The following is a 23,597-nucleotide window of genomic DNA, read 5'->3' as shown; positions in this document are numbered from 1 at the left end:
CAGGCCACCACGTCAACGAAGCGACCCAGAAAAAGGGCAAGATTATGCCCCAATAGGCTGACTACTGCAACTTAATTTCGACATCCACACCAGCCGCCAAATCGAGCTTCATCAGCGCGTCGACGGTTTTGTCGGTCGGATCGATGATATCCATCAATCTCTGATGGGTGCGGATCTCGAACTGATCGCGCGAAGTCTTATTTACGTGGGGCGAACGCAGCACATCGAATCGCTGGATACGCGTCGGTAGCGGGACCGGTCCGCGAACAACGGCGCCGGTCCGTTTTGCAGTTTCGACGATTTCGAGAGCCGACTGGTCGATCAGGCGATAATCGAAAGCCTTCAGGCGAATACGGATTTTCTGATTTTGCATATAGCATTCCAAAGAGCGTCGAGGCCCCCAGGCGGGAACCTCGAAAAGCGATAAGAGTTACTCGATGATTTTCGCGACGACGCCGGCGCCGACGGTACGGCCGCCTTCACGAATTGCGAAGCGCAGACCTTCTTCCATGGCGATCGGGCAGATCAGCTTGACCGTCATCTGGATGTTGTCGCCCGGCATGACCATTTCCGTTCCTTCCGGCAGGGAGATCGCCCCCGTGACGTCGGTCGTGCGGAAGTAGAACTGCGGACGGTAGTTGTTGAAGAACGGGGTGTGACGACCACCTTCATCCTTCGACAGGACATAGACTTCGCCCGTGAAGTGCGTGTGCGGGGTAATCGAACCCGGCTTGGCGAGCACTTGACCACGCTCGACTTCTTCACGCTTGGTGCCGCGCAGCAGGACGCCGACGTTGTCGCCAGCCTGTCCCTGGTCGAGCAGCTTGCGGAACATTTCAACGCCGGTACAGGTGGTCTTGACCGTGGGCTTGATGCCGACGATTTCGATTTCTTCGCCAACCTTGACGATGCCGCGTTCGACGCGACCAGTAACAACCGTGCCACGACCCGAGATCGAGAAGACGTCTTCGATCGGGAGGAGGAAGGGCTTGTCAACCGTGCGCTCCGGCGTCGGGATGTAGCTGTCGAGCGCGTCGGCCAGACGCAGGATCGACGCTTCACCGATGTCGCTGGCGTCGCCTTCGAGGGCCTTGAGTGCGGAACCCTTGACGATGGGAATGTCGTCACCCGGGAATTCGTACTTGGAGAGCAGTTCGCGAACTTCCATTTCGACGAGCTCAAGCAGTTCTTCGTCGTCAACCATGTCGCACTTGTTGAGGTAGACGATGATGTACGGGACGCCAACCTGACGGGCGAGCAGGATGTGCTCGCGCGTTTGCGGCATCGGGCCGTCCGCGGCCGAGACGACGAGCACCGCGCCATCCATCTGGGCAGCACCGGTAATCATGTTCTTGATGTAGTCGGCGTGACCCGGGCAGTCAACGTGGGCGTAGTGACGCGTGGCGGTTTCGTATTCAACGTGCGCGGTATTGATCGTGATACCCCGCGCCTTTTCTTCCGGCGCTGCGTCAATCTGGTCGTACGCCTTCGCTTCGCCACCAAACTTCTTCGACAGGATCGTCGTGATCGCCGCCGTCAGCGTCGTCTTCCCATGATCCACGTGACCAATCGTGCCAACGTTTACGTGCGGCTTCGTACGTTCAAATTTTGCCTTAGCCATTTACAGTATCCTTAAAAAACGAAACCTTACTTCTTGTTGATCACCGCCTCGGCGACGTTTTTCGGCGCCTCGACGTAATGCTTGAATTCCATGGAGTACGTGGCGCGCCCTTGCGACAATGAACGGACCGTCGTCGCGTAGCCAAACATCTCAGCCAGCGGCACTTCAGCCTTGACAGCCTTGATGCCGCCAGGGATATCTTCCATTCCCTGCACGATGCCGCGACGGCTCGATAGGTCGCCCATGATGTTCCCCATGTACTCTTCCGGCGTTTCGACCTCAACCGACATCATCGGCTCAAGCAATGTCGGTTGCGCCTTCCGCATACCATCCTTGAAGGCCATCGAAGCCGCCATGCGGAACGCGTTCTCGTTCGAGTCGACGTCGTGATAGGAACCATCGAACAAGGTAAACTTGATGTCGACGACGGGGAAGCCAGCCAGAACACCGCTCTTGATCGCGTCCTGCAAGCCCTTATCAACGGCGGGAATGTACTCGCGCGGAACCGTACCCCCCTTGATGGCGTCGACGAACTCGTACCCCTTGCCCGCCTCGTTCGGCTCAATCTTGAGCCAGACGTGACCGAACTGGCCGCGACCGCCGGATTGCTTGACAAACTTGCCCTCCTGCTCGACGGCCTTTTTGATGCACTCGCGATACGCTACCTGAGGCGCACCAATGTTTGCCTCGACACCAAATTCACGCTTCATGCGATCAACAATGATTTCGAGGTGAAGCTCGCCCATCCCGGAAATAATGGTCTGTCCCGACTCTTCGTCGCTGCGAACGCGGAACGAAGGATCCTCCTGAGCCAACCGGCCAAGTGCAATACCCATCTTTTCCTGGTCAGCCTTGGTCTTGGGCTCAACCGCAATATGGATAACAGGCTCTGGGAACTCCATGCGCTCAAGCGTAATCGGCGCGGCGGGATCACATAGCGTTTCGCCGGTCGTGACCTCCTTGAGGCCAACACAGGCGGCGATGTCACCGGCCAAGATTTCCTTCACTTCCTCACGGTTATTCGCGTGCATCTGCAAGATACGCCCGATCCGTTCCTTACGCCCCTTCACAGGATTAAAAATCGTATCACCGGATTTCAATACGCCAGAGTATACGCGAACGAAGGTTAGTTGGCCGACGTAGGGATCGGTCATCAACTTGAAGGCGAGCGCCGAGAACTTCGCATTATCGGAGGCTTCGCGCGTAGCCAGCTTTCCGCCGTCGTCCTCACCGGACACCGCATCGATATCAACCGGCGACGGCAAAAGCTGAATCACCGCATCGAGCATCCGCTGAACGCCCTTGTTCTTAAACGCCGTGCCGCAGAGCATCGGCTGGATTTCGCAGTTAATCGTACGAGTACGCAGCCCCTTGATAATCTCGGCTTCGGTCAGATCGCCCGCCTCAAGATACTGATTCATCAACTCTTCCGACGCTTCGGCGGCCGATTCGACCATCTTGGCACGCCACTCGTCCGCAACCCCCTGAAGATCGGCAGGAATGTCCCGGTACTCAAACTTCATCCCTTGCGAGGCTTCGTCCCAGACCATCGCCTTCATCTTGATCAGGTCAACGACGCCAGCGAAGCTTTCTTCCTTGCCGATTGGGATAACGATGGGAACAGGGCTGCCCTTCAGGCGAGCCTGCATCTGCCCGACCACCTTGAAAAAATCGGCTCCCTGGCGATCCATCTTGTTCACAAAGGCCAACCGGGGAACCTTGTACTTGTTGGCCTGACGCCACACAGTTTCGGACTGCGGCTGAACCCCGCCGACCGCGCAATAGACCATGCAAGCACCGTCAAGCACTCGCATCGAGCGCTCAACCTCGATCGTGAAATCTACGTGCCCCGGGGTATCGATGATATTGAAACGGTGCTCCGGAAACTGCATGTCCATGCCTTTCCAGAAACACGTCGTCGCAGCAGACGTGATGGTAATACCACGCTCCTGCTCTTGCTCCATCCAGTCCATGGTGGCAGCACCATCATGCACCTCACCGATCTTGTGATTAACACCGGTATAGAAGAGGATACGCTCGGTCGTCGTCGTTTTACCGGCGTCGATGTGTGCGCTGATACCGATGTTGCGGTAGCGCTCAATGGGTGTTTTGCGTGCCACGATAAGAAACCTTTATTGACAAAGAACAAACGCCGGGAGACCACCTCCCGACGAATTCAAACTCTTTAAAAACGGAAATGGGCAAAAGCCTTGTTGGCATCAGCCATGCGGTGAACTTCATCGCGCTTCTTCACTGCCCCACCACGATTCTCGGAAGCCTCCAACATCTCGGCAGCCAGTCGCTGCCCCATCGATTTCTCCGAACGCTTGCGAGCCGACTCGCGCAACCAGCGCATTGCCAAAGCCATTCGACGACTCGGACGAACCTCGACCGGAACCTGGTAATTGGCACCGCCGACGCGCCGACTCTTGACCTCGACGAGTGGCTTCACGTTATTCATCGCCAACGCGAAGACCTCGAGCGGATCCTTGCCACCCTTGGAGGCAATCAGGTCAAATGCGCCGTACACGATGCGCTCGGCAACCGACTTTTTCCCGCTCATCATGAGCGTATTCACAAACTTCGAAACCTCGACACTCCCGAACTTCGGATCGGGCAGAATATCGCGCTTAGGTACTTCACGACGACGTGGCATATCAACCTCTTAGATTTTCAATTCAGCCGAAGGATGGCGCATTTGCGACACCTCCTCCCAAGCCGCCCAGAAGAGCGACTACTTACTTAACGGCTATCAAGCCGCCTTTGGACGCTTAGCGCCGTACTTCGAACGGCTCTGCTTGCGATCCTTAACCCCCTGCGTATCCAGAGAGCCGCGAACGGTGTGGTAGCGAACACCCGGCAAGTCCTTCACACGACCACCGCGAATCAGAACAACCGAGTGCTCCTGAAGATTGTGCCCCTCACCGCCGATATACGAAATAACCTCAAAACCGTTGGTCAAGCGAACTTTGCAAACCTTCCGCAACGCCGAGTTCGGCTTCTTCGGTGTTGTCGTATAAACGCGCGTACAAACACCCCGCTTTTGCGGGCAGTTCTCCAGCGCCGGAACCTTGCTCTTGACCTTCACGGCCTCTCTGGGCTTGCGCACCAGTTGGTTAATGGTTGGCATATTTCTATCCCTAAATGCTTGCGGTCACGAACCGGCCGGCCCGTGACAGACGAAGAACCAAGGCGCCACCAAGGCGCCTCGGCAATTTTTATAACAGACACAGGCAATGATTAGCCCATGCCGACAAAGACCGGCGATTCTATGGCCAAAGCTCTGCCAAGTCAACCGATCGACGACTCCTGAACACCTGCGGCAGAAACTGAAACCTCAGCATCCAGTTCCGCTGTCGCCAGATCGACGCCAGCCGAATTACTCTTGCGCATGCGGTGGAACGCAAGCCCCGTACCCGCCGGAATCAAGCGTCCGACGATGACGTTTTCCTTGAGACCGCGCAATTCATCTCGCTTACCCATGATCGCCGCCTCCGTCAGGACGCGCGTCGTTTCCTGGAAGGATGCTGCCGAAATGAACGAATCGGTCGACAACGACGCCTTGGTGATCCCTAGCAGCACCGGCTCGTAAGTTGCCGGCAGCTTGCCCTCGGCGACGATCCGATCGTTCTCGTCGAGTAGATGAGCACGCTCCACCTGCTCACCGCGGATGAACTTGGTATCACCCGGGTCGACGACCAAGGCGCGACGAAGCATCTGGCGCACGATGACTTCGATGTGCTTATCATTGATCTTCACACCCTGCAACCGGTACACGTCCTGCACTTCGTCAGTGATGTAGATCGCCAGCGCTTCAACACCTTGGAGACGGAGGATGTCGTGCGGATCGGGAGCACCGTCAACGATGAGCTCGCCCTTGTTGACAACTTGGCCATCATGAACGAGGACATGCTTGTCCTTCGGAATGAGGTACTCATGCGTTGCGCCTTCGAGATCGGTGATCACCAGACGCTGTTTGCCCTTGGTGTCTTTACCGAACGACATAGTGCCAGTGAACTCGGCAAGCATACCCGCGTCCTTCGGGGTTCTCGCCTCAAAGAGTTCGGCAACGCGCGGCAGACCGCCCGTAATGTCACGTGTTTTGGCCGACTCCTGGGGCAGACGTGCAAGAACGTCACCCACTGAGATCTGTTGGCCGTCGAGCACCGTAATGATCGCTCCAACCTGGAAAGTAATCGTCACAGCATGGTCGCTGCCATGCATGCGAACCTCTTGGCCGTCTGCGTCATACAGCTTGACCTGAGGACGCAAGCCCTTGGTTTGTCCCTTGCCACCGCGCTTCGGATCAATGACCACGAGCGTAGACAGACCCGTCACCTCGTCGATCTGCTTGGCGACGGTCACACCTTCTTCGACGTTCTCGAACTTCACCTGCCCGGCGTACTCGGCGATGATCGGCCGGGTATGCGGATCCCACACGGCCAGCTTGGTTCCCGCCTTTACTTGCTGCCCATCAGCAACCTGCAGTGTCGAGCCGTACGGCACCTTGTGCTTCTCGCGCTCGCGGCCGTTGTCGTCCGTGATCACGACTTCGCCGGAGCGCGTGATCACGATCTTCTCGCCCTTGGCGCTCGTAACGTAGCGCATCGACGCCGTAAAGCGAACGATGCCGGCGCTCTTCGTTTCAACCTGACTCGCGACCGCTGCTCGCGAAGCCGCACCACCGACGTGGAAGGTCCGCATCGTCAGCTGCGTACCGGGTTCGCCGATCGACTGCGCGGCGATGACGCCGACGGCTTCGCCGACGTTTACCGGCGTACCGCGGCCAAGATCGCGGCCGTAGCACTTGGCACACAGACCGTAGCGGGTGTCGCAGGTGAGCGGCGTGCGCACCTTGACTTCATCGACGCCCAACTGATCGATCAGGTCGCACAGGTCTTCGGTAACGAGCGTCCCGGCTTCGATGATGGTTTCGTCGGTTTCGGGATTGACCACGTCGACGATGGTAACTCGACCGAGGATGCGCTCGCGCAACGCCTCGATCACTTCACCACCCTCGATCAGGGCCTTCATGGTGACGCCGTTCTCGGTCCCACAATCCTCTTCGATAACGACCAAGTCTTGCGTCACATCGACAAGACGTCGGGTCAGATAGCCTGAGTTAGCGGTCTTGAGCGCCGTGTCCGCCAGACCTTTTCGCGCACCGTGGGTCGAAATGAAGTACTGGAGAACGTTCAGGCCTTCACGGAAATTCGTCGTGATCGGCGTTTCGATAATCGAACCGTCCGGTTTGGCCATCAGACCGCGCATCCCAGCCAACTGCCGGATCTGGGCCGCAGAACCGCGCGCGCCGGAGTCCGCCATCATGTAGATCGAGTTGAAGGACTCTTGCTTGACCTTCTTCCCTTGCCGGTCGACGACTTCTTCGTGGCCGAGCTGCTCCATCATGACCTTCGCCACCTGGTCGCCGGTCCGGCCCCATATATCAACCACCTTGTTGTAGCGCTCGCCGTTGGTCACCAAACCATTGGTGTACTGGCTCTCGATCTCCTTAACTTCCTTTTCCGCGGAGGCAATGATTTCGCCCTTCTGCGTCGGGACGAGCATGTCGTCCGAACAGATCGAGATGCCTGCACGGGTCGCCAGACGGTAGCCGTTCTGCATCAGCTTGTCGGCGAAAATAACGGTTTCCTTCAGCCCGCAACGACGGAACGCGGCGTTGATCAGTTTCGAGATTTCCTTCTTCTTCAGTGGTCTGTCGAGAACACTGAACGGCAGGCCTTTGGGCAGGATTTCCGAAAGCAGCGCGCGACCGGCAGTTGTGGTGTAGCGCGTCACCTTCTCTTGCCAAACACCATCCTGATCCTTGTCAAACTCCTTGATGCGAACCGAAATCCTGGCGTGAACGTCAAGCTCGCCGGCGTACATCGCGCGGGTGACTTCCGCCAGATCCGAGAAGGCCATCCCTTCGCCGTTGGCGTTGATCCGCTCACGCGTCGCGTAGTACAGGCCGAGAACGATGTCCTGCGACGGCACGATGATCGGATCGCCGTTTGCGGGCGACAGAACATTGTTTGAAGCCAGCATCAGTGTACGGGCTTCCATTTGCGCTTCAAGCGACAGCGGTACGTGAACCGCCATCTGGTCACCGTCGAAGTCGGCGTTGAAAGCCGCGCAGACCAGCGGGTGCAACTGGATGGCCTTGCCTTCGATCAGGGTTGGCTCGAATGCCTGAATACCGAGGCGGTGGAGCGTCGGCGCACGGTTGAGCATGATCGGGTGTTCGCGGATCACCTCTTCAAGGATGTCCCAAACCACCGGCTCCTGCATCTCGACCATCTTCTTCGCCTGCTTGATGGTCGTTGCCAAGCCCATGATTTCCAAGCGGTTAAAGATGAACGGCTTGAAAAGCTCAAGCGCCATCAACTTCGGCAAACCACACTGGTGCAGCTTGAGCTGCGGCCCGACGACGATGACCGAACGGCCGGAGTAGTCGACGCGCTTACCAAGCAAGTTCTGACGGAAACGTCCGCCCTTGCCCTTGATCATGTCGGCCAGCGACTTGAGCGGGCGTTTGTTGGCACCGGTCATCGCCTTGCCGCGACGGCCATTGTCGAGCAACGAATCGACGGCTTCCTGCAGCATCCGCTTCTCGTTGCGCACGATGATCTCGGGCGCCTTGAGCTCAAGCAAGCGCTTCAGACGGTTGTTTCGGTTAATGACGCGGCGGTAGAGATCGTTCAGGTCAGACGTAGCAAACCGGCCTCCGTCGAGCGGTACGAGAGGACGCAGGTCGGGCGGCAGAACCGGTAACACTTCCAGCACCATCCATTCCGGCTTGATCCCGGACTTCTGGAAACCCTCAAGAATCTTGAGACGCTTCGAGAACTTCTTGCTCTTGGTTTCCGAAGTCGTCGTCTCGAGCTCGGCGCGCAGACGGTCGACTTCACTGGTCAGATCGATCGAGCGGAGCAACTCACGAATCCCTTCGGCGCCCATCGCCGCATAGAAGTCGTCGCCGTACTCTTCGACCTTGGCCAAGCAATCGTCTTCGGTCAACAGCTGACCGCGCGTCAGCGGCGTCATCCCCGGATCGCAAACGACGAAGGCCTCAAAGTAGAGTACGCGCTCGATGTCGCGCAGCGTCATGTCCAGCACCATGCCGAGGCGGCTGGGGAGACTCTTGAGGAACCAGATGTGTGCGACCGGCGAGGCCAGTTCGATGTGCGCCATGCGCTCGCGGCGCACCTTGGACAAGGTGACTTCAACACCGCACTTCTCGCAGATCACGCCGCGATGCTTCAGTCGCTTGTACTTGCCGCAGAGACATTCGTAGTCCTTGATCGGCCCGAAGATCTTGGCGCAGAACAATCCGTCGCGTTCCGGCTTGAAGGTGCGGTAATTGATCGTCTCAGGCTTCTTCACTTCGCCATAAGACCAAGACCTGATCTTGTCCGGTGAGGCCAAACCGATGGTAATCGCGTCGAATTGCTCCTCTTGCGTTACCTGTCTAAACAAATCAAGCAGTGCTTTCATCTTTCACTCCATTCGGGGTGAGAACCCAATTCTTCGATCCGCGGCGTACGCGGCGACAACATGTTCACTGCACCGGCAGTGCTATCAGTAGCGCTCCAGATCAATGTCGATCGCCAGCGACCGGATTTCCTTCACGAGCACGTTGAACGACTCGGGCATCCCGGCGTCGATCTTGTGCTCGCCCTTGACGATGCTCTCGTAGACCTTGGTACGGCCGTTGACGTCGTCCGACTTCACCGTCAGCATTTCCTGCAACACGTAGGCCGCACCGTAGGCCTCGAGCGCCCAGACTTCCATTTCGCCGAAACGCTGACCGCCGAACTGCGCCTTGCCGCCCAGCGGTTGCTGCGTGACGAGCGAGTACGGCCCGGTCGAACGCGCGTGCATCTTGTCGTCGACCAGATGGTGAAGCTTGAGTACGTGCATGTAGCCCACCGTCACCTTGCGCTCGAACTGCTCGCCGGTGCGACCGTCGAACAAGGTCATTTGCCCGGACTCGGGCATCCCCGCGAGACGGAGCATCTCCTTGATCTCTTCTTCCTTGGCGCCATCGAAGACCGGCGTCGCGAAGGGCACCCCGGCCTCGAGGTTGCCGGCCATCTCCATGATTTCGCTGTCGTTCAGCTGCTCAAGGTCTTCCGGCTTGCCATTGCTGTTATAGACCTGCTCAAGGAAGGCACGAACCTCCTTGGCTGCGGCGTTGCGACGGAGCATGTCGCCGATCTTGAAGCCCAGCCCCTTCGCGGCCAGACCGAGATGGACCTCCAGCACCTGCCCGACGTTCATCCGTGACGGTACACCCAGCGGGTTCAGGACAATGTCCACCGGCCGTCCATCTGCCATGTGCGGCATATCCTCGACCGGGACGATGCGGGAAACGACCCCCTTGTTCCCGTGTCGTCCGGCCATCTTGTCGCCCGACTGCAGGCGACGCTTGACGGCGACGTAGACCTTGACCATCTTCTGCACGCCCGGCGGGAGTTCGTCGCCCTGCGTGAGCTTCTTGCGTTTCTCCTCGAAGGCAACGTCGAAGTCCTTGCGCGTCTGTTCAAGGCCGTCGCGCAGCGCCTCAAGCTGCTGCGCGACTTCTTCATCGGCCATGCGAATGTCGAAGCGGTGGTGTGCGTCGACACTCTCGAGATACTCGGCGGTAACCGTCGAACCTTTCGCCAGACGCTTCGGCCCGCCGTTGGCCACCTTGCCGACAACCAGACGCTCGACACGCGCGAAGGTATCGCGCTCGACAATACGCAGTTGGTCGGCCAGATCCAGCTTGTAACCACGCAAGTGATCGTCGATGATCGATTGGGCGCGCTTGTCGCGCTCGATGCCTTCGCGCGTGAAGACTTGCACGTCGATCACCGTGCCGGCAATACCCGACGGGACGCGCAGCGACGTGTCCTTCACGTCCGATGCCTTCTCGCCGAAAATTGCACGGAGCAGTTTCTCTTCAGGCGTAAGCTGAGTTTCGCCCTTCGGCGTCACCTTGCCGACCAGCACATCGCCAGCCTCGACTTCAGCACCGATATACACAATGCCGGATTCGTCGAGGCGCGAGAGTTGCGACTCACCCAACGACGCGATGTCGCGGGTAATCTCCTCTGGCCCGAGTTTGGTGTCGCGCGCTACGACGGTGAGCTCTTCGACGTGGATCGACGTAAAGCGATCCTCGGCAACCACGCGCTCCGAGATCAGGATCGAGTCCTCGAAGTTGTAGCCGTTCCAGGGCATGAACGCGATCAGCATGTTCTGGCCGAGCGCCAGTTCGCCCTTGTCGGTGGAGGCGCCATCGGCCACGACGTCGCCCTTGGCGATCTGGTCACCGACACGGACCAGCGGCCGCTGGTTGATGTTGGTGTTCTGGTTCGAGCGCGTGTACTTGACGAGGTTGTAAATATCAACACCGACCTCGCCCGCGATGGCTTCATCGTCGTTCACACGAACAACAATGCGAGATGCATCGACATAGTCGACCTTGCCGCCGCGCAGTGCCTGGACCGCCGTACCCGAGTCGACCGCAACCGTGCGCTCGATACCCGTGCCGACAACCGGCTTTTCCGGACGCAAGCACGGCACGGCCTGACGTTGCATGTTGGCGCCCATGAGCGCGCGGTTGGCGTCATCGTGCTCTAGGAAGGGGATCAGCGACGCCGCTACCGAGACGATCTGCCCCGGCGCGATGTCCATGTACTGAACGCGGTGCGGTTCGGCAAGAATCGTCTCGCCCTTTTCACGACAGGTGACCAGATCGTCGGTCAGGACGCCGTCACCGCCGAGCGCGGCATTCGCCTGGGCGATGATGTAGCCACCTTCTTCGATCGCGGACAGGTACTCGATCTGATCGGTGACCTTCGAGTCGATGACCTTGCGGTACGGCGTCTCCAGGAAGCCATATTCGTTCGTCCGGGCGAACAGTGCCAGCGAGTTGATGAGGCCGATGTTCGGACCTTCAGGCGTCTCGATCGGGCAGACTCGACCGTAGTGCGTCGGATGCACGTCGCGCACCTCGAAGCCGGCGCGCTCGCGCGTCAAACCGCCCGGGCCGAGTGCCGAGACGCGGCGCTTGTGGGTGATTTCCGACAGCGGATTGGTCTGGTCCATGAATTGCGAAAGCTGGCTGGAGCCGAAGAACTCGCGCACCGCTGCGCTGATCGGTTTGGCGTTGATCAGGTCGTGCGGCATGAGGTTATCGGATTCCGCCTGCGACAAGCGCTCCTTGACAGCCCGCTCGACACGGACGAGTCCGGCGCGGAACTGGTTCTCCGCCAGTTCGCCCACAGAGCGCACACGGCGATTACCCAAGTGATCGATATCGTCGATGTCGCCGCGCCCATTGCGCAGTTCGACGAGAATCTTGATGACTTCGACGATGTCACGCGGCGACAGCGTCAGTTGCTCGCGCACTTCACCGCTCACGCCGAAGGTCTTCAATTCGGCGAGTAGCGCCTTGGCCGAGTCTTCCGACAAATTCTCGGCGACGGCGCGCATGCCGTACGACAATTCGCCGAGCACTTGTTCGACTGCGTCATGACCGGCGCCGGTAGCCTGGACGATCGCATTGATGGCGCCGTCGCGCTTGGCCGGGACGTGCCTGACCATCACCTTGTGTTCGACCACTTCCTTGCGGGCGACACGACGGTTGAACTTCATCCGGCCGACGCCCGACAGATCGTAGCGCTCGTCGGAATAGAACAAGCCATTGAACAGGATTTCGACCGCCTCTTCAGTCGGCGGCTCACCCGGCCGCATCATGCGATAGATCGCAACCCGGGCCGCCTGTTTCGACGCCGTCTCGTCAGTGCGCAGGGTTTGTGAAATGAAACCGCCGCGGTCGAGATCATTGATGTACAAGGTCGGAAGCGTTTTAACGCCGGCTTCGACCAGTTTCGCCAGCAGGCTCTCGGTAATTTCATCGTTGGCGTTGGCCAGAATCTCGCCCGTCGCGGTGTCGACAACATTCCGGGCGACGACCCGGCCGATCAGGAACTCATCGGGAACGGCAATCTGCGTGATGCCCGCGGCATCGAGCTCGCGGATATGCTTCGCGGTGATGCGTTTGTCCTTCGGAACGATGACTTTCCCCGACTTGTCGCAGAAGTCAAAGCGTGCTACCTCGCCGCGCAGGCGCTCGGGCACGAGGTGAAACTCGACGCTGCTCTTTGCAAGCTCGAAGGTATCAAAATCGAAGAAGCTGCTCAGGATCTGCTCCGGCGTCAGACCAATCGCCTTGAGCAAGGTCGTAACCGGCATCTTCCTGCGCCGGTCGACCCGGAAGAACAGGATGTCTTTCGGATCGAATTCAAAATCGAGCCACGATCCACGATAGGGGATCACGCGAGCCGAGAACAGCAGCTTGCCCGAACTGTGCGTCTTGCCGCGATCATGCTCGAAGAACACGCCAGGGGAGCGGTGCAACTGCGAGACGATCACGCGTTCGGTCCCGTTGATGACGAACGATCCGGTGGTCGTCATGAGCGGAATTTCGCCCATGTACACTTCCTGCTCCTTGACTTCCTTGATCGTATCCGGGACCTCGCGATCAAGGATGACCAAGCGGACTTTTGACCTCAGCGCGGACGCAAACGTCAGGCCGCGCTGCTGGCATTCCTTCACATCAAACGCGGGCTCGGCCAAGGTGTAACTGACAAACTCGAGTCGAGCGTTACCGCTGTGGCTGACGATAGGAAATATCGAGGAAAACGCCGCTTGCAGTCCTTGGTTCTTTCGCGCTACAGGCGGACAGTTGGCCTGAAGGAACGAGGTAAAGGACTCTAGCTGTGTGGCCAACAAGAATGGAACGTCAAGCACATTGGCACGCTTGGCGAAACTCTTGCGGATACGTTTTTTCTCGGTGTAGGAGTAGTTCATGGTCGCTCCGAGCTCAGGAAACAAAATCCTCTAGCGCATACCGGCGAGGTTGCAGCAATGCCGGCTCGCAATGGACAAACGAAAGTACAGACAATTCTTCGACAGCGGCGAAGACGGACGGAGTCCCGTGCGCGCTTCGACCAAGACACAGAACCGATGGCTACTTGCGTTTGCTCACTACACAACAGCTGGATCAGACAACAAATCCAGCATACTCAAAGGCGTTTTCAGAAAAACACAAAAGGGCCGGCTGCCCTGAAGCAGTCGGCCCTGCGCACGAAACGCGAATTACTTGACTTCGACCTTCGCACCTGCGTCCTCAAGTTGCTTCTTGAGCGCTTCAGCGTCAGCCTTGGCGATACCTTCCTTAACGGCCTTCGGTGCGCCGTCAACGAGATCCTTGGCTTCTTTCAGGCCCAGGCCGGTTGCAGCGCGGACGACCTTGATCACTTCGACCTTCTTCTCGCCTGCGCCCAGCAGCATGACCGTGAACTCGGTCTGCTCTTCAGCCGGAGCTGCGCCAGCGCCCGCGGCCGGGCCAGCAGCCGCCATCGCGGCGGCGGAAACACCAAACTTCTCTTCGAACGCCTTGACCAGATCGTTCAGTTCCATAACCGTCATGCCGCCAACGGCTTCCAGGATGTCGTCTTTCGTAATAGCCATAATACTTAACTCCTAAATCGGGATATTTGTAAAAGCGGTATGTGAGACCAGGTCCAAGCCTTATTAAGCGGCAGACTCTTCGCGCTGCTTGGCCAGTGCGCCCAGCGCAACGGCAAAACCAGATACCGGCGCCTTCATGACACCCAGCAACTTGGCAAGCAACTCTTCGCGGCTCGGGATCGAAGCAAGAGCCTGAACGCCGGCCTTGTCCAGAACTTTCCCGGCATACGAACCGGCCTTCAGGACCAGCTTATCGTTGCTCTTCGCGAAATCATTAAGCACCTTCGCCGCAGCGACCGGGTCAGACGAAATGCCGTAAATCAACGGACCTGTCATCTGCTCGGCCAAATCGGCAAAGGAGCTGCCCGCAACCGCGCGCCGCACCAAGGTGTTCTTCAGTACGCGCAGGTAAACGCCAGACTTTCTCGCCTGAGCCCGCAGCTTCGTCAGATGAGCGACTTCCAGCCCACTATACGCAGCGACGACGATTGTCTGAGCGTTGGCGACCTGCTCCGAAACCTCGGCTACGACCGCTTTTTTCTCATCTAGATTGAGACCCATAGGCCCTCCTCCTTTCAAGTCAACACACGCCGTCCTTAAGGAACGACGCACCCACGGCGACCTGAACATTCATGTCATGTAGCACATGACTACACAAAACTCTGTTCGGGACTCACCGTCTACGCAGGCCGATTCCACTTAAGCAAGTTTACGAACTTGCACCTGCGGTCTTTGACGATCTGAAGGCGAGCCTCTGCCTTCAGCCCAAAGTACATTCCCGGAGAAACCCCCCGGCGATTGGTTACAGCGATGTCGAATCCACGCGAACACCAGGCCCCATCGTGCTGGAGACGGCGATCTTCTTGAGGTATTGCCCCTTAGAACTCGCAGGCTTCGCTTTGACCAATGCGTCAACGAGCGCCTTCAAGTTTTGCTCGAGTTTCTCGACTTCAAACGAGGCACGACCGATCGTACTGTGCACGATCCCGCCCTTATCCGTACGGTACTGAACCTGACCGGCCTTTGCGTTCTTGACGCCCGTCGCGACATCCATCGTCACGGTACCAACCTTCGGGTTCGGCATTAGACCGCGCGGCCCGAGGATCTGGCCGAGTTGACCGACGACACGCATCGCATCCGGCGTCGCGATTACAACGTCGAAGTTGATGTTCCCCGCCTTGATTTCGGCAGCCAGATCGTCAAAACCGACGACATCGGCACCCGCGGCCTTGGCCGCCTCCGCCTTCTCACCTTGCGCAAATACGGCTACGCGAACCGTCTTGCCTGTACCAGCCGGCAATACCACCGAACCGCGCACCAACTGATCCGACTTGCGCGCATCAATTCCGAGGCTGACGGCGACATCGATCGATTCGTCGAACTTGGCGGTTGCCAACTCCTTGGTCAAGGCCAGAGCCTCGCTGACGGCGTAATACTTCGCGCGGTCGAGTTTGCCCTGCACTGCCTTTTGACGCTTGCTGATAGCTGCCATGTTAGAGGCCCTCCACGGTGATACCCATCGAGCGGGCACTTCCTGCGATCGTACGAACTGCGGCATCCATATCGGCGGCAGTCAGGTCAGGCATCTTTTGCGTCGCAATGGCTTCGCACTGGGCACGGGTCAGGCTCCCGACCTTGTCGGTATGGGGCTTCGGACTTCCCTTCTGGATTCCTGCGGCTTTCTTTATCAGAATCGTCGCTGGCGGCGTCTTCATGATAAATGTAAAGCTCTTGTCTGCGAACGCGGTAATCACAACCGGGATCGGCAGACCGGGTTCGAGACCTTGAGTCTGGGCGTTGAACGCCTTGCAGAACTCCATGATGTTCAAACCACGCTGACCCAACGCAGGACCAATAGGCGGCGAGGGATTTGCCTTACCTGCCGGAACTTGCAGCTTGATAAAGCCGACAATTTTCTTAGCCACGGAAATTACTCCTAAAAACGGGTACTTTCGCGCACCTCAAGTCAAGAAATGCGCTCCCCAACAACAAAGCGACCGTACGGTCAACGAACTACGGCGCACGAACAATCGAGCGCCGCTGCAAACTACAACATCAAGCCTTTTCTACTTGACCAAACTCAAGCTCAACCGGCGTAGCCCGACCGAAAATGGTGACCGAGACGCGAAGACGATTCTTCTCGTAATTCACATGCTCAACCGAACCATGGAAATCGGTGAACGGCCCTTCTTTGACCCGCACCACCTCACCCGGCTCGAACAGCACTTTTGGACGGGGCTTTTCAACACCATCCTGCATCTGCTGCATGATCTTCTCAACCTCCTTTTCGGAGATTGGACTCGGCTTGTTGGCCGTGCCACCCACAAAACCGGTAACCCTTGGCGTGCTCTTTACGAGATGCCACGACTCATCGTTCATCTCCATTTCGACAAGCACATAGCCCGGAAAGAACTTCCGCTCAGAAATGCTTTTCTGCCCAGACTTCAGTTCGACAACTTCTTCAACCGGAACCAGAACCTGCCCAAATAGATCCTGCATTCCCTGGCGCTGAACTCTTTCGAGCAACGCCCGCTGAACACTCTTCTCAAAGCCGGAGTAGGCGTGCACTACATACCAGCGCTTACTCATGCACCCCTCCACCCAAGAATGATGTCGTACAGAACCCACTCGATGGTCTTGTCGGTCAACCAAAGGAACAGGGCCATGATCACGACAAATGCAAAAACCAAACCTGTGGTCTGCAAGGTCTCCTTGCGCGAGGGCCATACAACTTTTTTTGCCTCGGCAGCCGCCTCTTTGGCGAAGCCAAAGAAGACTCGACCAGGCTCAGTATTCCAGGCAACAGCGACGGAAGACGCCAAACCGGCGAGAACCGCCAGCACACGGAGAATTGCAGCCTGCTCTGAAAGCAAATAGAAGCCAGCCACGCCGGCAATCAACAACAACAACGCCAACGCAAACTTGATTTTATCGGCCATTTAGTCAGCTTAAATATTTGGGATGGCAGGGGCAGAGGGAATCGAACCCCCAACCTTCGGTTTTGGAGACCGACGCTCTGCCAGTTGAGCTATACCCCTGCAGCAGAGACCAAGACGCACCAGAATCTAGTGCGCCCCGAGTCACATTCCCTTACTCGATGATTTTCGCGACGACGCCGGCGCCGACAGTACGGCCGCCTTCACGAATTGCGAAACGCAGACCTTCTTCCATGGCGATCGGGCAGATCAGCTTGACCGTCATCTGGATGTTGTCGCCCGGCATGACCATTTCCGTTCCTTCCGGCAGGGAGATCGCCCCCGTGACGTCGGTCGTGCGGAAGTAGAACTGCGGACGGTAGTTGTTGAAGAACGGGGTGTGACGACCACCTTCATCCTTCGACAGGACATAGACTTCGCCCGTGAAGTGCGTGTGCGGGGTAATCGAACCCGGCTTGGCGAGCACTTGACCACGCTCGACTTCTTCACGCTTGGTGCCGCGCAGCAGGACGCCGACGTTGTCGCCAGCCTGTCCCTGGTCGAGCAGCTTGCGGAACATTTCAACGCCGGTACAGGTGGTCTTGACCGTGGGCTTGATGCCGACGATTTCGATTTCTTCGCCAACCTTGACGATGCCGCGTTCGACGCGACCAGTAACAACCGTGCCACGACCCGAGATCGAGAAGACGTCTTCGATCGGGAGGAGGAAGGGCTTGTCAACCGTGCGCTCCGGCGTCGGGATGTAGCTGTCGAGCGCGTCGGCCAGACGCAGGATCGACGCTTCACCGATGTCGCTGGCGTCGCCTTCGAGGGCCTTGAGTGCGGAACCCTTGACGATGGGAATGTCGTCACCCGGGAATTCGTACTTGGAGAGCAGTTCGCGAACTTCCATTTCGACGAGCTCAAGCAGTTCTTCGTCGTCAACCATGTCGCACTTGTTGAGGTAGACGATGATGTACGGGACGCCAACCTGACGGGCGAGCAGGATGTGCTCGCGCGTTTGCGGCATCGGGCCGTCCGCGGCCGAGACGACGAGCACCGCGCCATCCATCTGGGCAGCACCGGTAATCATGTTCTTGATGTAGTCGGCGTGACCCGGGCAGTCAACGTGGGCGTAGTGACGCGTGGCGGTTTCGTATTCAACGTGCGCGGTATTGATCGTGATACCCCGCGCCTTTTCTTCCGGCGCTGCGTCAATCTGGTCGTACGCCTTCGCTTCGCCACCAAACTTCTTCGACAGGATCGTCGTGATCGCCGCCGTCAGCGTCGTCTTCCCATGATCCACGTGACCAATCGTGCCAACGTTTACGTGCGGCTTCGTACGTTCAAATTTTGCCTTAGCCATTGCCGGTACCTCAAAACGTTAAAAAGTTAATAATTCTTGGCGCCAAAACTTTATTGGTGCCCATGGGCAGGATTGAACTGCCGGCCTCTCCCTTACCAAGGGAGTGCTCTACCACTGAGCTACATGGGCATCCCGCGTACGGCCCACAACAACCTTCAAACACAACCTGGAGCGGGTGAAGGGAATCGAACCCTCGTCTTAAGCTTGGAAGGCTTCAGCTCTACCATTGAGCTACACCCGCAAAACCCACCCGCAACAAAAATCGAAAACACTGCAACTTGCGGCATTATTGGTGGAGGGAGAAGGATTCGAACCTTCGAAGGCAGAGCCGTCAGATTTACAGTCTGATCCCGTTGACCGCTTGGGTATCCCTCCAACTCGGAACCGACGATTTTGACGCTCCCAAGCAAGATTGTCAAACCGTTTTTCGAGTGGGCTGCATTGTAGCAGATAGAAAACAGGATTGCACCCTTGCCGAATCAAATTGTTATCATCTGCGGCTCATCGTTTTGCCCGGCACCTGCGAAACTCCATTCACACTCACCGCACGTCAATTTCGTTGAAGCCCTCAATTCCTCTCGATTATCGGCGGCATCTGGCGCTGCAGACGGCCGCTGCGTTATCCGTCCTTTTTCTCGCCTTGCCGTACTTCTCAATCCGCGGAGAACCTCTGCCATGGCGTGGCGTTTCCGTTGCAATTGGCGGCATGGCACTGCTGTATTCCTGTGTCAGTCGGCACCCATGGTGGTGGCGAACAATTCATGCCACCTTTGCTCCGATGGCCTGGATGGCCTCATCGCTTGCCATTGACCCTGGCTGGTTTCTTGCCGCCTTTATTCTGACCTTGGCGGTTTTCCGCGGCGCACTTGAGGGGAGAATTCCGCTCTACACCTCAAACAAGGCAACTGCACTCGCACTTGGCAAGGTCATCAAGGATCAACACGGCGTGCACTTCATCGACCTCGGAGCCGGATTGGGCAGTGTGGTATCCAGACTCGCAAGGTTGGGCCCGGATCTGCCAAGCCTAAGGGTTACAGGCATTGAAAACGCGCCAATGACGTGGCTTATCGGCCGTCTGCGAACCCTCCGGCAACCGAACTGCGACTGGCGCTGGGGAGATCTATGGCATGTCGACCTGTCCAGATTCGATGTGGTCTACGCCTTCCTGTCCCCGTCGCCAATGCCTGAGTTGTGGAGCAAGGTCGCCGTTGAAATGCGCCCGGGGACGATATTGATCAGCAACACCTTCACCGTCCCGGGACGAAACGCCGACAAGGTCATTGCCGTTGACGATGCACGGCAGACGCGCCTGTACTGTTACTACATTCCCTCGATTACAGACGAATCCCGTTGCGCGCCACGACCACCATCGCCCGGGTCCGACTCGTAACGCCGAGCGCTTTGAAAATGGCGGTTAAATGGATCTTGACCGTCCCTTCCGACAAGCCGAGCAAAGCAGCAATCTCGCGGTTGGATTTGCCGGAAGCCATCAAGCCCAGCACCTCGGCCTGGCGCTCGGTCAGCCCGAACTCGGCCGGCTCCGCATTGCCGGCGATGGCGACTCGCGGCAAGACTGCCGGCGAGGCGGCCGGCAATAGGTCCGGCCGGAACACGCGCCCATCAAGCACTTCCCGCAACGCGGCCAGCAAGCGCTCGCTGGAGTAGGTCTTCGAGACAAACCCGGCCGCACCGCATTTCATCGCCCGCCCGACCGTGTGAGCGTCATCATAGGCCGACAGTATGACCACAGGTATCGCCGGGTAGTGCTGACGCAAGGACACCAGATAGGAGAGCCCATCGACACCGGGAAGCCCCAGGTCCAGAACCATCAAATCGACCAGTAGACCGCTGTCGAGCATCGCGTTGGCCGCCTCGGAATCGGCCGCCTCGTGCACGGTGACGCTTGTGTCGAGTTGACGTAGCGTTTGAACCAGCCCTTCCCGGACCAAAGCGTGGTCTTCGACGACTAGCAGACTGAGCATGAAATCAGAACATTCGTTACTTTGGGAATGCGGCACTCTAACACCAACCCTCGTGCCGGAGAACACCTCCGGCAAAACAGCAAACACTCTTCGTCACACCACTTCGCGCAGATCCGCCGCTTCGCTCATCAACGCCAGCAGCTTGCTCAGACCGACCGGTTTGAACAAGACTGGCCAACGCGTACGCGAGGCGAATTCGAGCTGGTCCATCGCGGTCTCGCCTGTCATCAACACGGCTCGGATCGGGCGAGACGATTCGCGCTGGAGGAGATCCAGAAACTGGACGCCATCGATGCCGGGCAGATTGAAATCGGAGATATAGAAATCGGCGCCCAACAGCGTTGGGCAACTCAGGGCGCTTTCGGCACTGAAGAAGACGTCCACCGACACGCCCAACGTTTGCAGCGAGATCTCGACGGACTTGGCGACGACCGGATCGTCTTCAATGACCGCAACACACCATCCTTTCACGCTGGACGATTCTTCGAAAGAAGCCTCCGCCGGCCTCGCGGCGACTGACTCCACCTCTTCGCCGTCCGGCGCAGAACGGACGCTTGCTTCGGAGAAACAAATATCAAACACCGAACCGCGGCCGGGGCGCGATCTGTAGGTAACTTCGCCGGTCAGCAGGTTCGCCGTGCGGCGGGCTATGGACAAGCCGATCCCGAGTCCTTTGCTGCGATCCTTGCCCGAGTTTCCGACCTGGAAACACTCATCAAAGATCTGGCCGCCGAACTGCTCGCCGATGCCGATGCCGGTATCCCAAACCTGAATGACCATTCCCCGCCCTCGGCGTCGTGCGCCGACGAGAATACCGCCCGCCTCCGAGTACTTGATCGCGTTGTCGACGAGGTTGCGCAAGATGCTCAACAGCAACCGCGGATCGGTCTGCAAGACAAGATCCTTGATCGGGTAGAACAGCTTGAAGCGCAGGTTCTTCTGCTGTGCCATCGGCGAAAACTCGGCGTCGACCGCCTTGAGCAGATCTTCGACCGATACGCTTTCCAGTTGCGGCACGACCAGGCCGGCTTCGAGCTTGGAGATGTCGAGCAGCGAATAGAGCAGGTCGCCGAGCGAGCGCACCGACATGGAGAGGAAATTGCAGATCGTCTTCTGCTCTTCGTCCAGGGCAGTTCGACCCAAGGCGTCACGAAACAGATTGATCGCCTGGATCGGCTGACGCAGATCATGGCTGGCCGCGGCAAGAAAACGCGTCTTGGCGAGATTGGCACTTTCCGCTTGCTGCTTGGCCACCAGAAGTTCGGCTTCCGCGCGCTTGCGCTGGGTGATATCGGTCTGCGCGACGATGTAGCCGATGACTTTGCCCGTACTGTCGATTTCGGGTCGCACTTCGCCGATGACATGGGTGATCTGACCATCAGGACGGACAAAGCGGTATTCGCAAATAAAGGCGTGAGCAGGGGCCACCGTCCGATCCCAGACATCGGCGATCTTCTTCCGGTCGCCCGGATGAACGAACTCCGACCACTTCTTGCCGAGAGAATCCTCTACACCGCGCCCGGTGAGTGCGTGATGCCGGCTATTGACGAAGGTGTAACGTCCTTCGGCATCAAAGTGCGCGATACCGACGGGCACAAGCTGAGCCAGTTCGCTGAATTGCGTCTCGCTTTGCGCCAGGTTGTCGAGAATGCCTGCCTCACGCACGCGCATCCGCCCGAGCCGCCGCATCAACGCCCCGACCAGCGCGAAGAGCAACAGGGTCGACAGCGCCACGACGACAACCTGACTGCGCCAGCCGGCCAGGACGTCGCTCCGGCCGAAGCCGACGACAAAATAGAAGGGGAAATCCGGCACGACCTGAATCCCGGCGATGCGCGAGCGGCCGTCGAGTGCGTCCACAAAATGCAGATTGAGCGCTCTCTCTCCCGGCTTGATGCCCTTCACGAATGGATGATCGGAACCCAGGCGCTGATTGACCTCGCTGGCGACGCCGGGAATCTGGACGATCAACGCGTGGTTGTCGCTCCGCCGCAGTGCGACGAAGCCATCCTTGCCGAGGTCGAGCAACCGGAATTGCTTCCGGTAGTACTCAAGCTCGAGCATGCCGTGCACGATACCCGCGAACTTTCCCTGCTCATCGCGCAATGCGCGCACGACGACCAGTATCTGCCTGCCGGTACTGCGCCCGGTGACCACATCGGAGAAGACCAGACCAAGATCGGGACTCTCGCGCAGCGCCTTGAAGTAGGTGCGATCGGAAATATTGACGCGTTGCGTGTGTGCGCTGTCGGAGCTGTACAGCGTCTCGCCATTGGCGTCATGTACGCGGTAACCGGCCATCTCTTCAACGCTGAACAAGCGGCTATCAAGCTTGGCGTTAATCTCGCGCGCGTAAATGGGAACGCTCTTCTGCTCCAGTGCCGCCACCGGAATATCCTTGGCCAACGCAACCAGGTCTGCGTCGGTGCGGTGCAAGATCATGTCGAGACGGGTCTCGAAGATCGACGCCAGATTGCGTGTACTGACCTCCGCCGCCCGAACCTGGTCGTAGTAGCTCAGCCAGAGCTGGTACGTGAGCAACGCCGTCAGGATGACCAGCGCCACCGCCAGCAGGACGCTGGGGATCGGGCTGCGCATCTCGCGGATTCTGGCGCGCTCGCTCATTGCATCACATCAGGTGCGCAATAGAGCGCAAGTCCTCATTCGCCTGCCACGTTCTGCGCTCGCTGTCGGAGTGGGCATAGACGAGGCTCTCCTCCCGACTATGCGCGAGAAACACTTCGAGCGTCCGTTGCAGATGCCCGAGGTGCGGCAGCATCGTGCCGAAGAACAAAACGACGTCACCACGCGTGATCAGAAGCGTCGGAAAATTCTCGACATCGAGGTCGCCCAAGTCATCGGCACGCTCCTCAATATCCAACCAGACGAAACGCACGCCGGGGAATTGACCGGCCAATGCATGAAAGCCCGGACGATAGTCGCGACAGGTTCCGCACCATTCTGCGCAAAGGCAATGGACGGCGAACGCCTCCGCTGCCGTGTGTTCAGTTTCTGCCGAAGCCGACGGTTGCTTTTCCATGAGAGCGCGCAATGGCCTGCGTAGGCAACGCCGACGAGGAGGAGAGAGAAAACACCCCACCAGACCGGACGGACAGCAAGAACCGACAAACCTTTGGGGCGACCGGCTGCAAGTTTAGCGCAAACGCCCAGGACAGCCGACTGCG

The 23,597-nt window shown here is 58.4% G+C and carries 18 protein-coding genes and 4 tRNA genes; 1 reads left to right on the top strand and 21 read right to left on the bottom strand.

Features of this window, described 5'->3' with window-relative positions:
• Nucleotides 1–61: 61 nt before the first annotated feature.
• The 18 genes from rpsJ to KBA32_RS02130 all read right to left on the bottom strand — a co-directional run bounded on the left by rpsJ (nt 62) and on the right by KBA32_RS02130 (nt 18,805).
• A complete protein-coding gene (gene rpsJ / locus KBA32_RS02215; RefSeq protein ID WP_294354632.1) occupies nt 62–373 on the bottom strand; it encodes a 30S ribosomal protein S10 in 312 nt (103 codons plus the stop codon).
• Between the two features lie 57 nt (nt 374–430).
• A complete protein-coding gene (gene tuf, locus KBA32_RS02210; RefSeq protein ID WP_294354600.1) occupies nt 431–1,621 on the bottom strand; it encodes an elongation factor Tu in 1,191 nt (396 codons plus the stop codon).
• A gap of 26 nt (nt 1,622–1,647) precedes the next feature.
• Entirely contained in the window at nt 1,648–3,741 is a 2,094-nt protein-coding gene (gene fusA, locus KBA32_RS02205; RefSeq protein WP_294354627.1) for an elongation factor G, read from the bottom strand.
• Between the two features lie 65 nt (nt 3,742–3,806).
• Entirely contained in the window at nt 3,807–4,277 is a 471-nt protein-coding gene (rpsG, locus tag KBA32_RS02200) for a 30S ribosomal protein S7 (protein WP_294354625.1), read from the bottom strand.
• Between the two features lie 96 nt (nt 4,278–4,373).
• Complete coding sequence (gene rpsL, locus KBA32_RS02195) at nt 4,374–4,751, bottom strand: 30S ribosomal protein S12 (protein WP_294354622.1); 378 nt, start codon at nt 4,749–4,751, stop codon at nt 4,374–4,376.
• Nucleotides 4,752–4,912: 161 nt separating this feature from the next.
• Nucleotides 4,913–9,118 (bottom strand): DNA-directed RNA polymerase subunit beta', encoded by a 4,206-nt coding sequence (rpoC, locus tag KBA32_RS02190; protein ID WP_294354620.1) that lies wholly within the window; start codon nt 9,116–9,118, stop codon nt 4,913–4,915.
• 84 nt (nt 9,119–9,202) lie between these two features.
• Nucleotides 9,203–13,486, bottom strand: a complete 4,284-nt coding sequence (gene rpoB / locus KBA32_RS02185) for a DNA-directed RNA polymerase subunit beta (protein WP_294354617.1) — start codon at nt 13,484–13,486, stop codon at nt 9,203–9,205.
• Nucleotides 13,487–13,774: 288 nt separating this feature from the next.
• Nucleotides 13,775–14,149: a 50S ribosomal protein L7/L12 gene (gene rplL, locus KBA32_RS02180; protein ID WP_294354615.1), complete on the bottom strand. Its 375-nt coding sequence runs from the start codon at nt 14,147–14,149 to the stop codon at nt 13,775–13,777.
• A 63-nt stretch (nt 14,150–14,212) separates the two neighbouring features.
• A complete protein-coding gene (gene rplJ, locus KBA32_RS02175; protein ID WP_294354613.1) occupies nt 14,213–14,710 on the bottom strand; it encodes a 50S ribosomal protein L10 in 498 nt (165 codons plus the stop codon).
• Between the two features lie 241 nt (nt 14,711–14,951).
• A complete protein-coding gene (gene rplA, locus KBA32_RS02170; protein ID WP_294354716.1) occupies nt 14,952–15,641 on the bottom strand; it encodes a 50S ribosomal protein L1 in 690 nt (229 codons plus the stop codon).
• A 1-nt stretch (nt 15,642) separates the two neighbouring features.
• The gene (gene rplK / locus KBA32_RS02165; protein ID WP_294354610.1) at nt 15,643–16,074 is read right to left on the bottom strand and encodes a 50S ribosomal protein L11; all 432 of its coding nucleotides are present in this window, start codon (nt 16,072–16,074) and stop codon (nt 15,643–15,645) included.
• Nucleotides 16,075–16,204: 130 nt separating this feature from the next.
• Complete coding sequence (gene nusG / locus KBA32_RS02160) at nt 16,205–16,738, bottom strand: transcription termination/antitermination protein NusG (protein WP_294354607.1); 534 nt, start codon at nt 16,736–16,738, stop codon at nt 16,205–16,207.
• Nucleotides 16,735–17,088, bottom strand: coding sequence for a preprotein translocase subunit SecE (gene secE, locus KBA32_RS02155; protein WP_294354604.1), 354 nt, complete (start codon nt 17,086–17,088; stop codon nt 16,735–16,737). The genes nusG and secE overlap by 4 nt, the downstream gene beginning before the upstream one ends.
• 23 nt (nt 17,089–17,111) lie before the next feature.
• Nucleotides 17,112–17,187 (bottom strand) — tRNA-Trp (locus KBA32_RS02150).
• A 52-nt stretch (nt 17,188–17,239) separates the two neighbouring features.
• Complete coding sequence (tuf, locus tag KBA32_RS02145; protein ID WP_294354600.1) at nt 17,240–18,430, bottom strand: elongation factor Tu; 1,191 nt, start codon at nt 18,428–18,430, stop codon at nt 17,240–17,242.
• 54 nt (nt 18,431–18,484) lie between these two features.
• A tRNA-Thr gene (locus tag KBA32_RS02140) sits at nt 18,485–18,559 on the bottom strand.
• A gap of 38 nt (nt 18,560–18,597) precedes the next feature.
• Nucleotides 18,598–18,671 (bottom strand) — tRNA-Gly (locus KBA32_RS02135).
• A gap of 49 nt (nt 18,672–18,720) precedes the next feature.
• Nucleotides 18,721–18,805 (bottom strand) — tRNA-Tyr (locus KBA32_RS02130).
• A gap of 184 nt (nt 18,806–18,989) precedes the next feature.
• Between KBA32_RS02130 and KBA32_RS02125 the strand changes: the two genes are divergently transcribed.
• The gene (locus tag KBA32_RS02125) at nt 18,990–19,820 is read left to right on the top strand and encodes a trans-aconitate 2-methyltransferase (protein ID WP_294354598.1); all 831 of its coding nucleotides are present in this window, start codon (nt 18,990–18,992) and stop codon (nt 19,818–19,820) included.
• On the opposite strand, the gene KBA32_RS02120 is transcribed toward KBA32_RS02125, so the two are convergent.
• The 3 genes from KBA32_RS02120 to KBA32_RS02110 all read right to left on the bottom strand — a co-directional run bounded on the left by KBA32_RS02120 (nt 19,765) and on the right by KBA32_RS02110 (nt 23,452).
• Nucleotides 19,765–20,412: a response regulator transcription factor gene (locus tag KBA32_RS02120; RefSeq protein WP_294354595.1), complete on the bottom strand. Its 648-nt coding sequence runs from the start codon at nt 20,410–20,412 to the stop codon at nt 19,765–19,767. The two genes, KBA32_RS02125 and KBA32_RS02120, sit on opposite strands and share 56 nt — an antisense overlap.
• A gap of 93 nt (nt 20,413–20,505) precedes the next feature.
• The gene (locus KBA32_RS02115; protein WP_294354593.1) at nt 20,506–23,037 is read right to left on the bottom strand and encodes an ATP-binding protein; all 2,532 of its coding nucleotides are present in this window, start codon (nt 23,035–23,037) and stop codon (nt 20,506–20,508) included.
• Between the two features lie 4 nt (nt 23,038–23,041).
• Nucleotides 23,042–23,452 (bottom strand): thioredoxin family protein, encoded by a 411-nt coding sequence (locus KBA32_RS02110; protein WP_294354589.1) that lies wholly within the window; start codon nt 23,450–23,452, stop codon nt 23,042–23,044.
• Nucleotides 23,453–23,597: the final 145 nt, after the last annotated feature.

It is taken from the genome of Propionivibrio sp., assembly GCF_017995515.1.
Taxonomy (GTDB): domain Bacteria; phylum Pseudomonadota; class Gammaproteobacteria; order Burkholderiales; family Rhodocyclaceae; genus Propionivibrio.
This window is presented reverse-complemented; position numbering and strand designations above follow the sequence as displayed.

Coding starts and splice junctions, on each gene's coding strand:
- KBA32_RS02115 (WP_294354593.1), bottom strand. CDS start 23,037: ATGAGCGAGCGCGCCAGAATCCGCGAGATGCGCAGCCCGATCCCCAGC.
- rpoC (WP_294354620.1), bottom strand. CDS start 9,118: ATGAAAGCACTGCTTGATTTGTTTAGACAGGTAACGCAAGAGGAGCAA.
- KBA32_RS02120 (WP_294354595.1), bottom strand. CDS start 20,412: ATGCTCAGTCTGCTAGTCGTCGAAGACCACGCTTTGGTCCGGGAAGGG.
- rpsJ (WP_294354632.1), bottom strand. CDS start 373: ATGCAAAATCAGAAAATCCGTATTCGCCTGAAGGCTTTCGATTATCGC.
- tuf (WP_294354600.1), bottom strand. CDS start 18,430: ATGGCTAAGGCAAAATTTGAACGTACGAAGCCGCACGTAAACGTTGGC.
- tuf (WP_294354600.1), bottom strand. CDS start 1,621: ATGGCTAAGGCAAAATTTGAACGTACGAAGCCGCACGTAAACGTTGGC.
- rplA (WP_294354716.1), bottom strand. CDS start 15,641: ATGGCAGCTATCAGCAAGCGTCAAAAGGCAGTGCAGGGCAAACTCGAC.
- rpoB (WP_294354617.1), bottom strand. CDS start 13,486: ATGAACTACTCCTACACCGAGAAAAAACGTATCCGCAAGAGTTTCGCC.
- rpsG (WP_294354625.1), bottom strand. CDS start 4,277: ATGCCACGTCGTCGTGAAGTACCTAAGCGCGATATTCTGCCCGATCCG.
- rplJ (WP_294354613.1), bottom strand. CDS start 14,710: ATGGGTCTCAATCTAGATGAGAAAAAAGCGGTCGTAGCCGAGGTTTCG.
- nusG (WP_294354607.1), bottom strand. CDS start 16,738: ATGAGTAAGCGCTGGTATGTAGTGCACGCCTACTCCGGCTTTGAGAAG.
- rplL (WP_294354615.1), bottom strand. CDS start 14,149: ATGGCTATTACGAAAGACGACATCCTGGAAGCCGTTGGCGGCATGACG.
- KBA32_RS02110 (WP_294354589.1), bottom strand. CDS start 23,452: ATGGAAAAGCAACCGTCGGCTTCGGCAGAAACTGAACACACGGCAGCG.
- rpsL (WP_294354622.1), bottom strand. CDS start 4,751: ATGCCAACCATTAACCAACTGGTGCGCAAGCCCAGAGAGGCCGTGAAG.
- secE (WP_294354604.1), bottom strand. CDS start 17,088: ATGGCCGATAAAATCAAGTTTGCGTTGGCGTTGTTGTTGTTGATTGCC.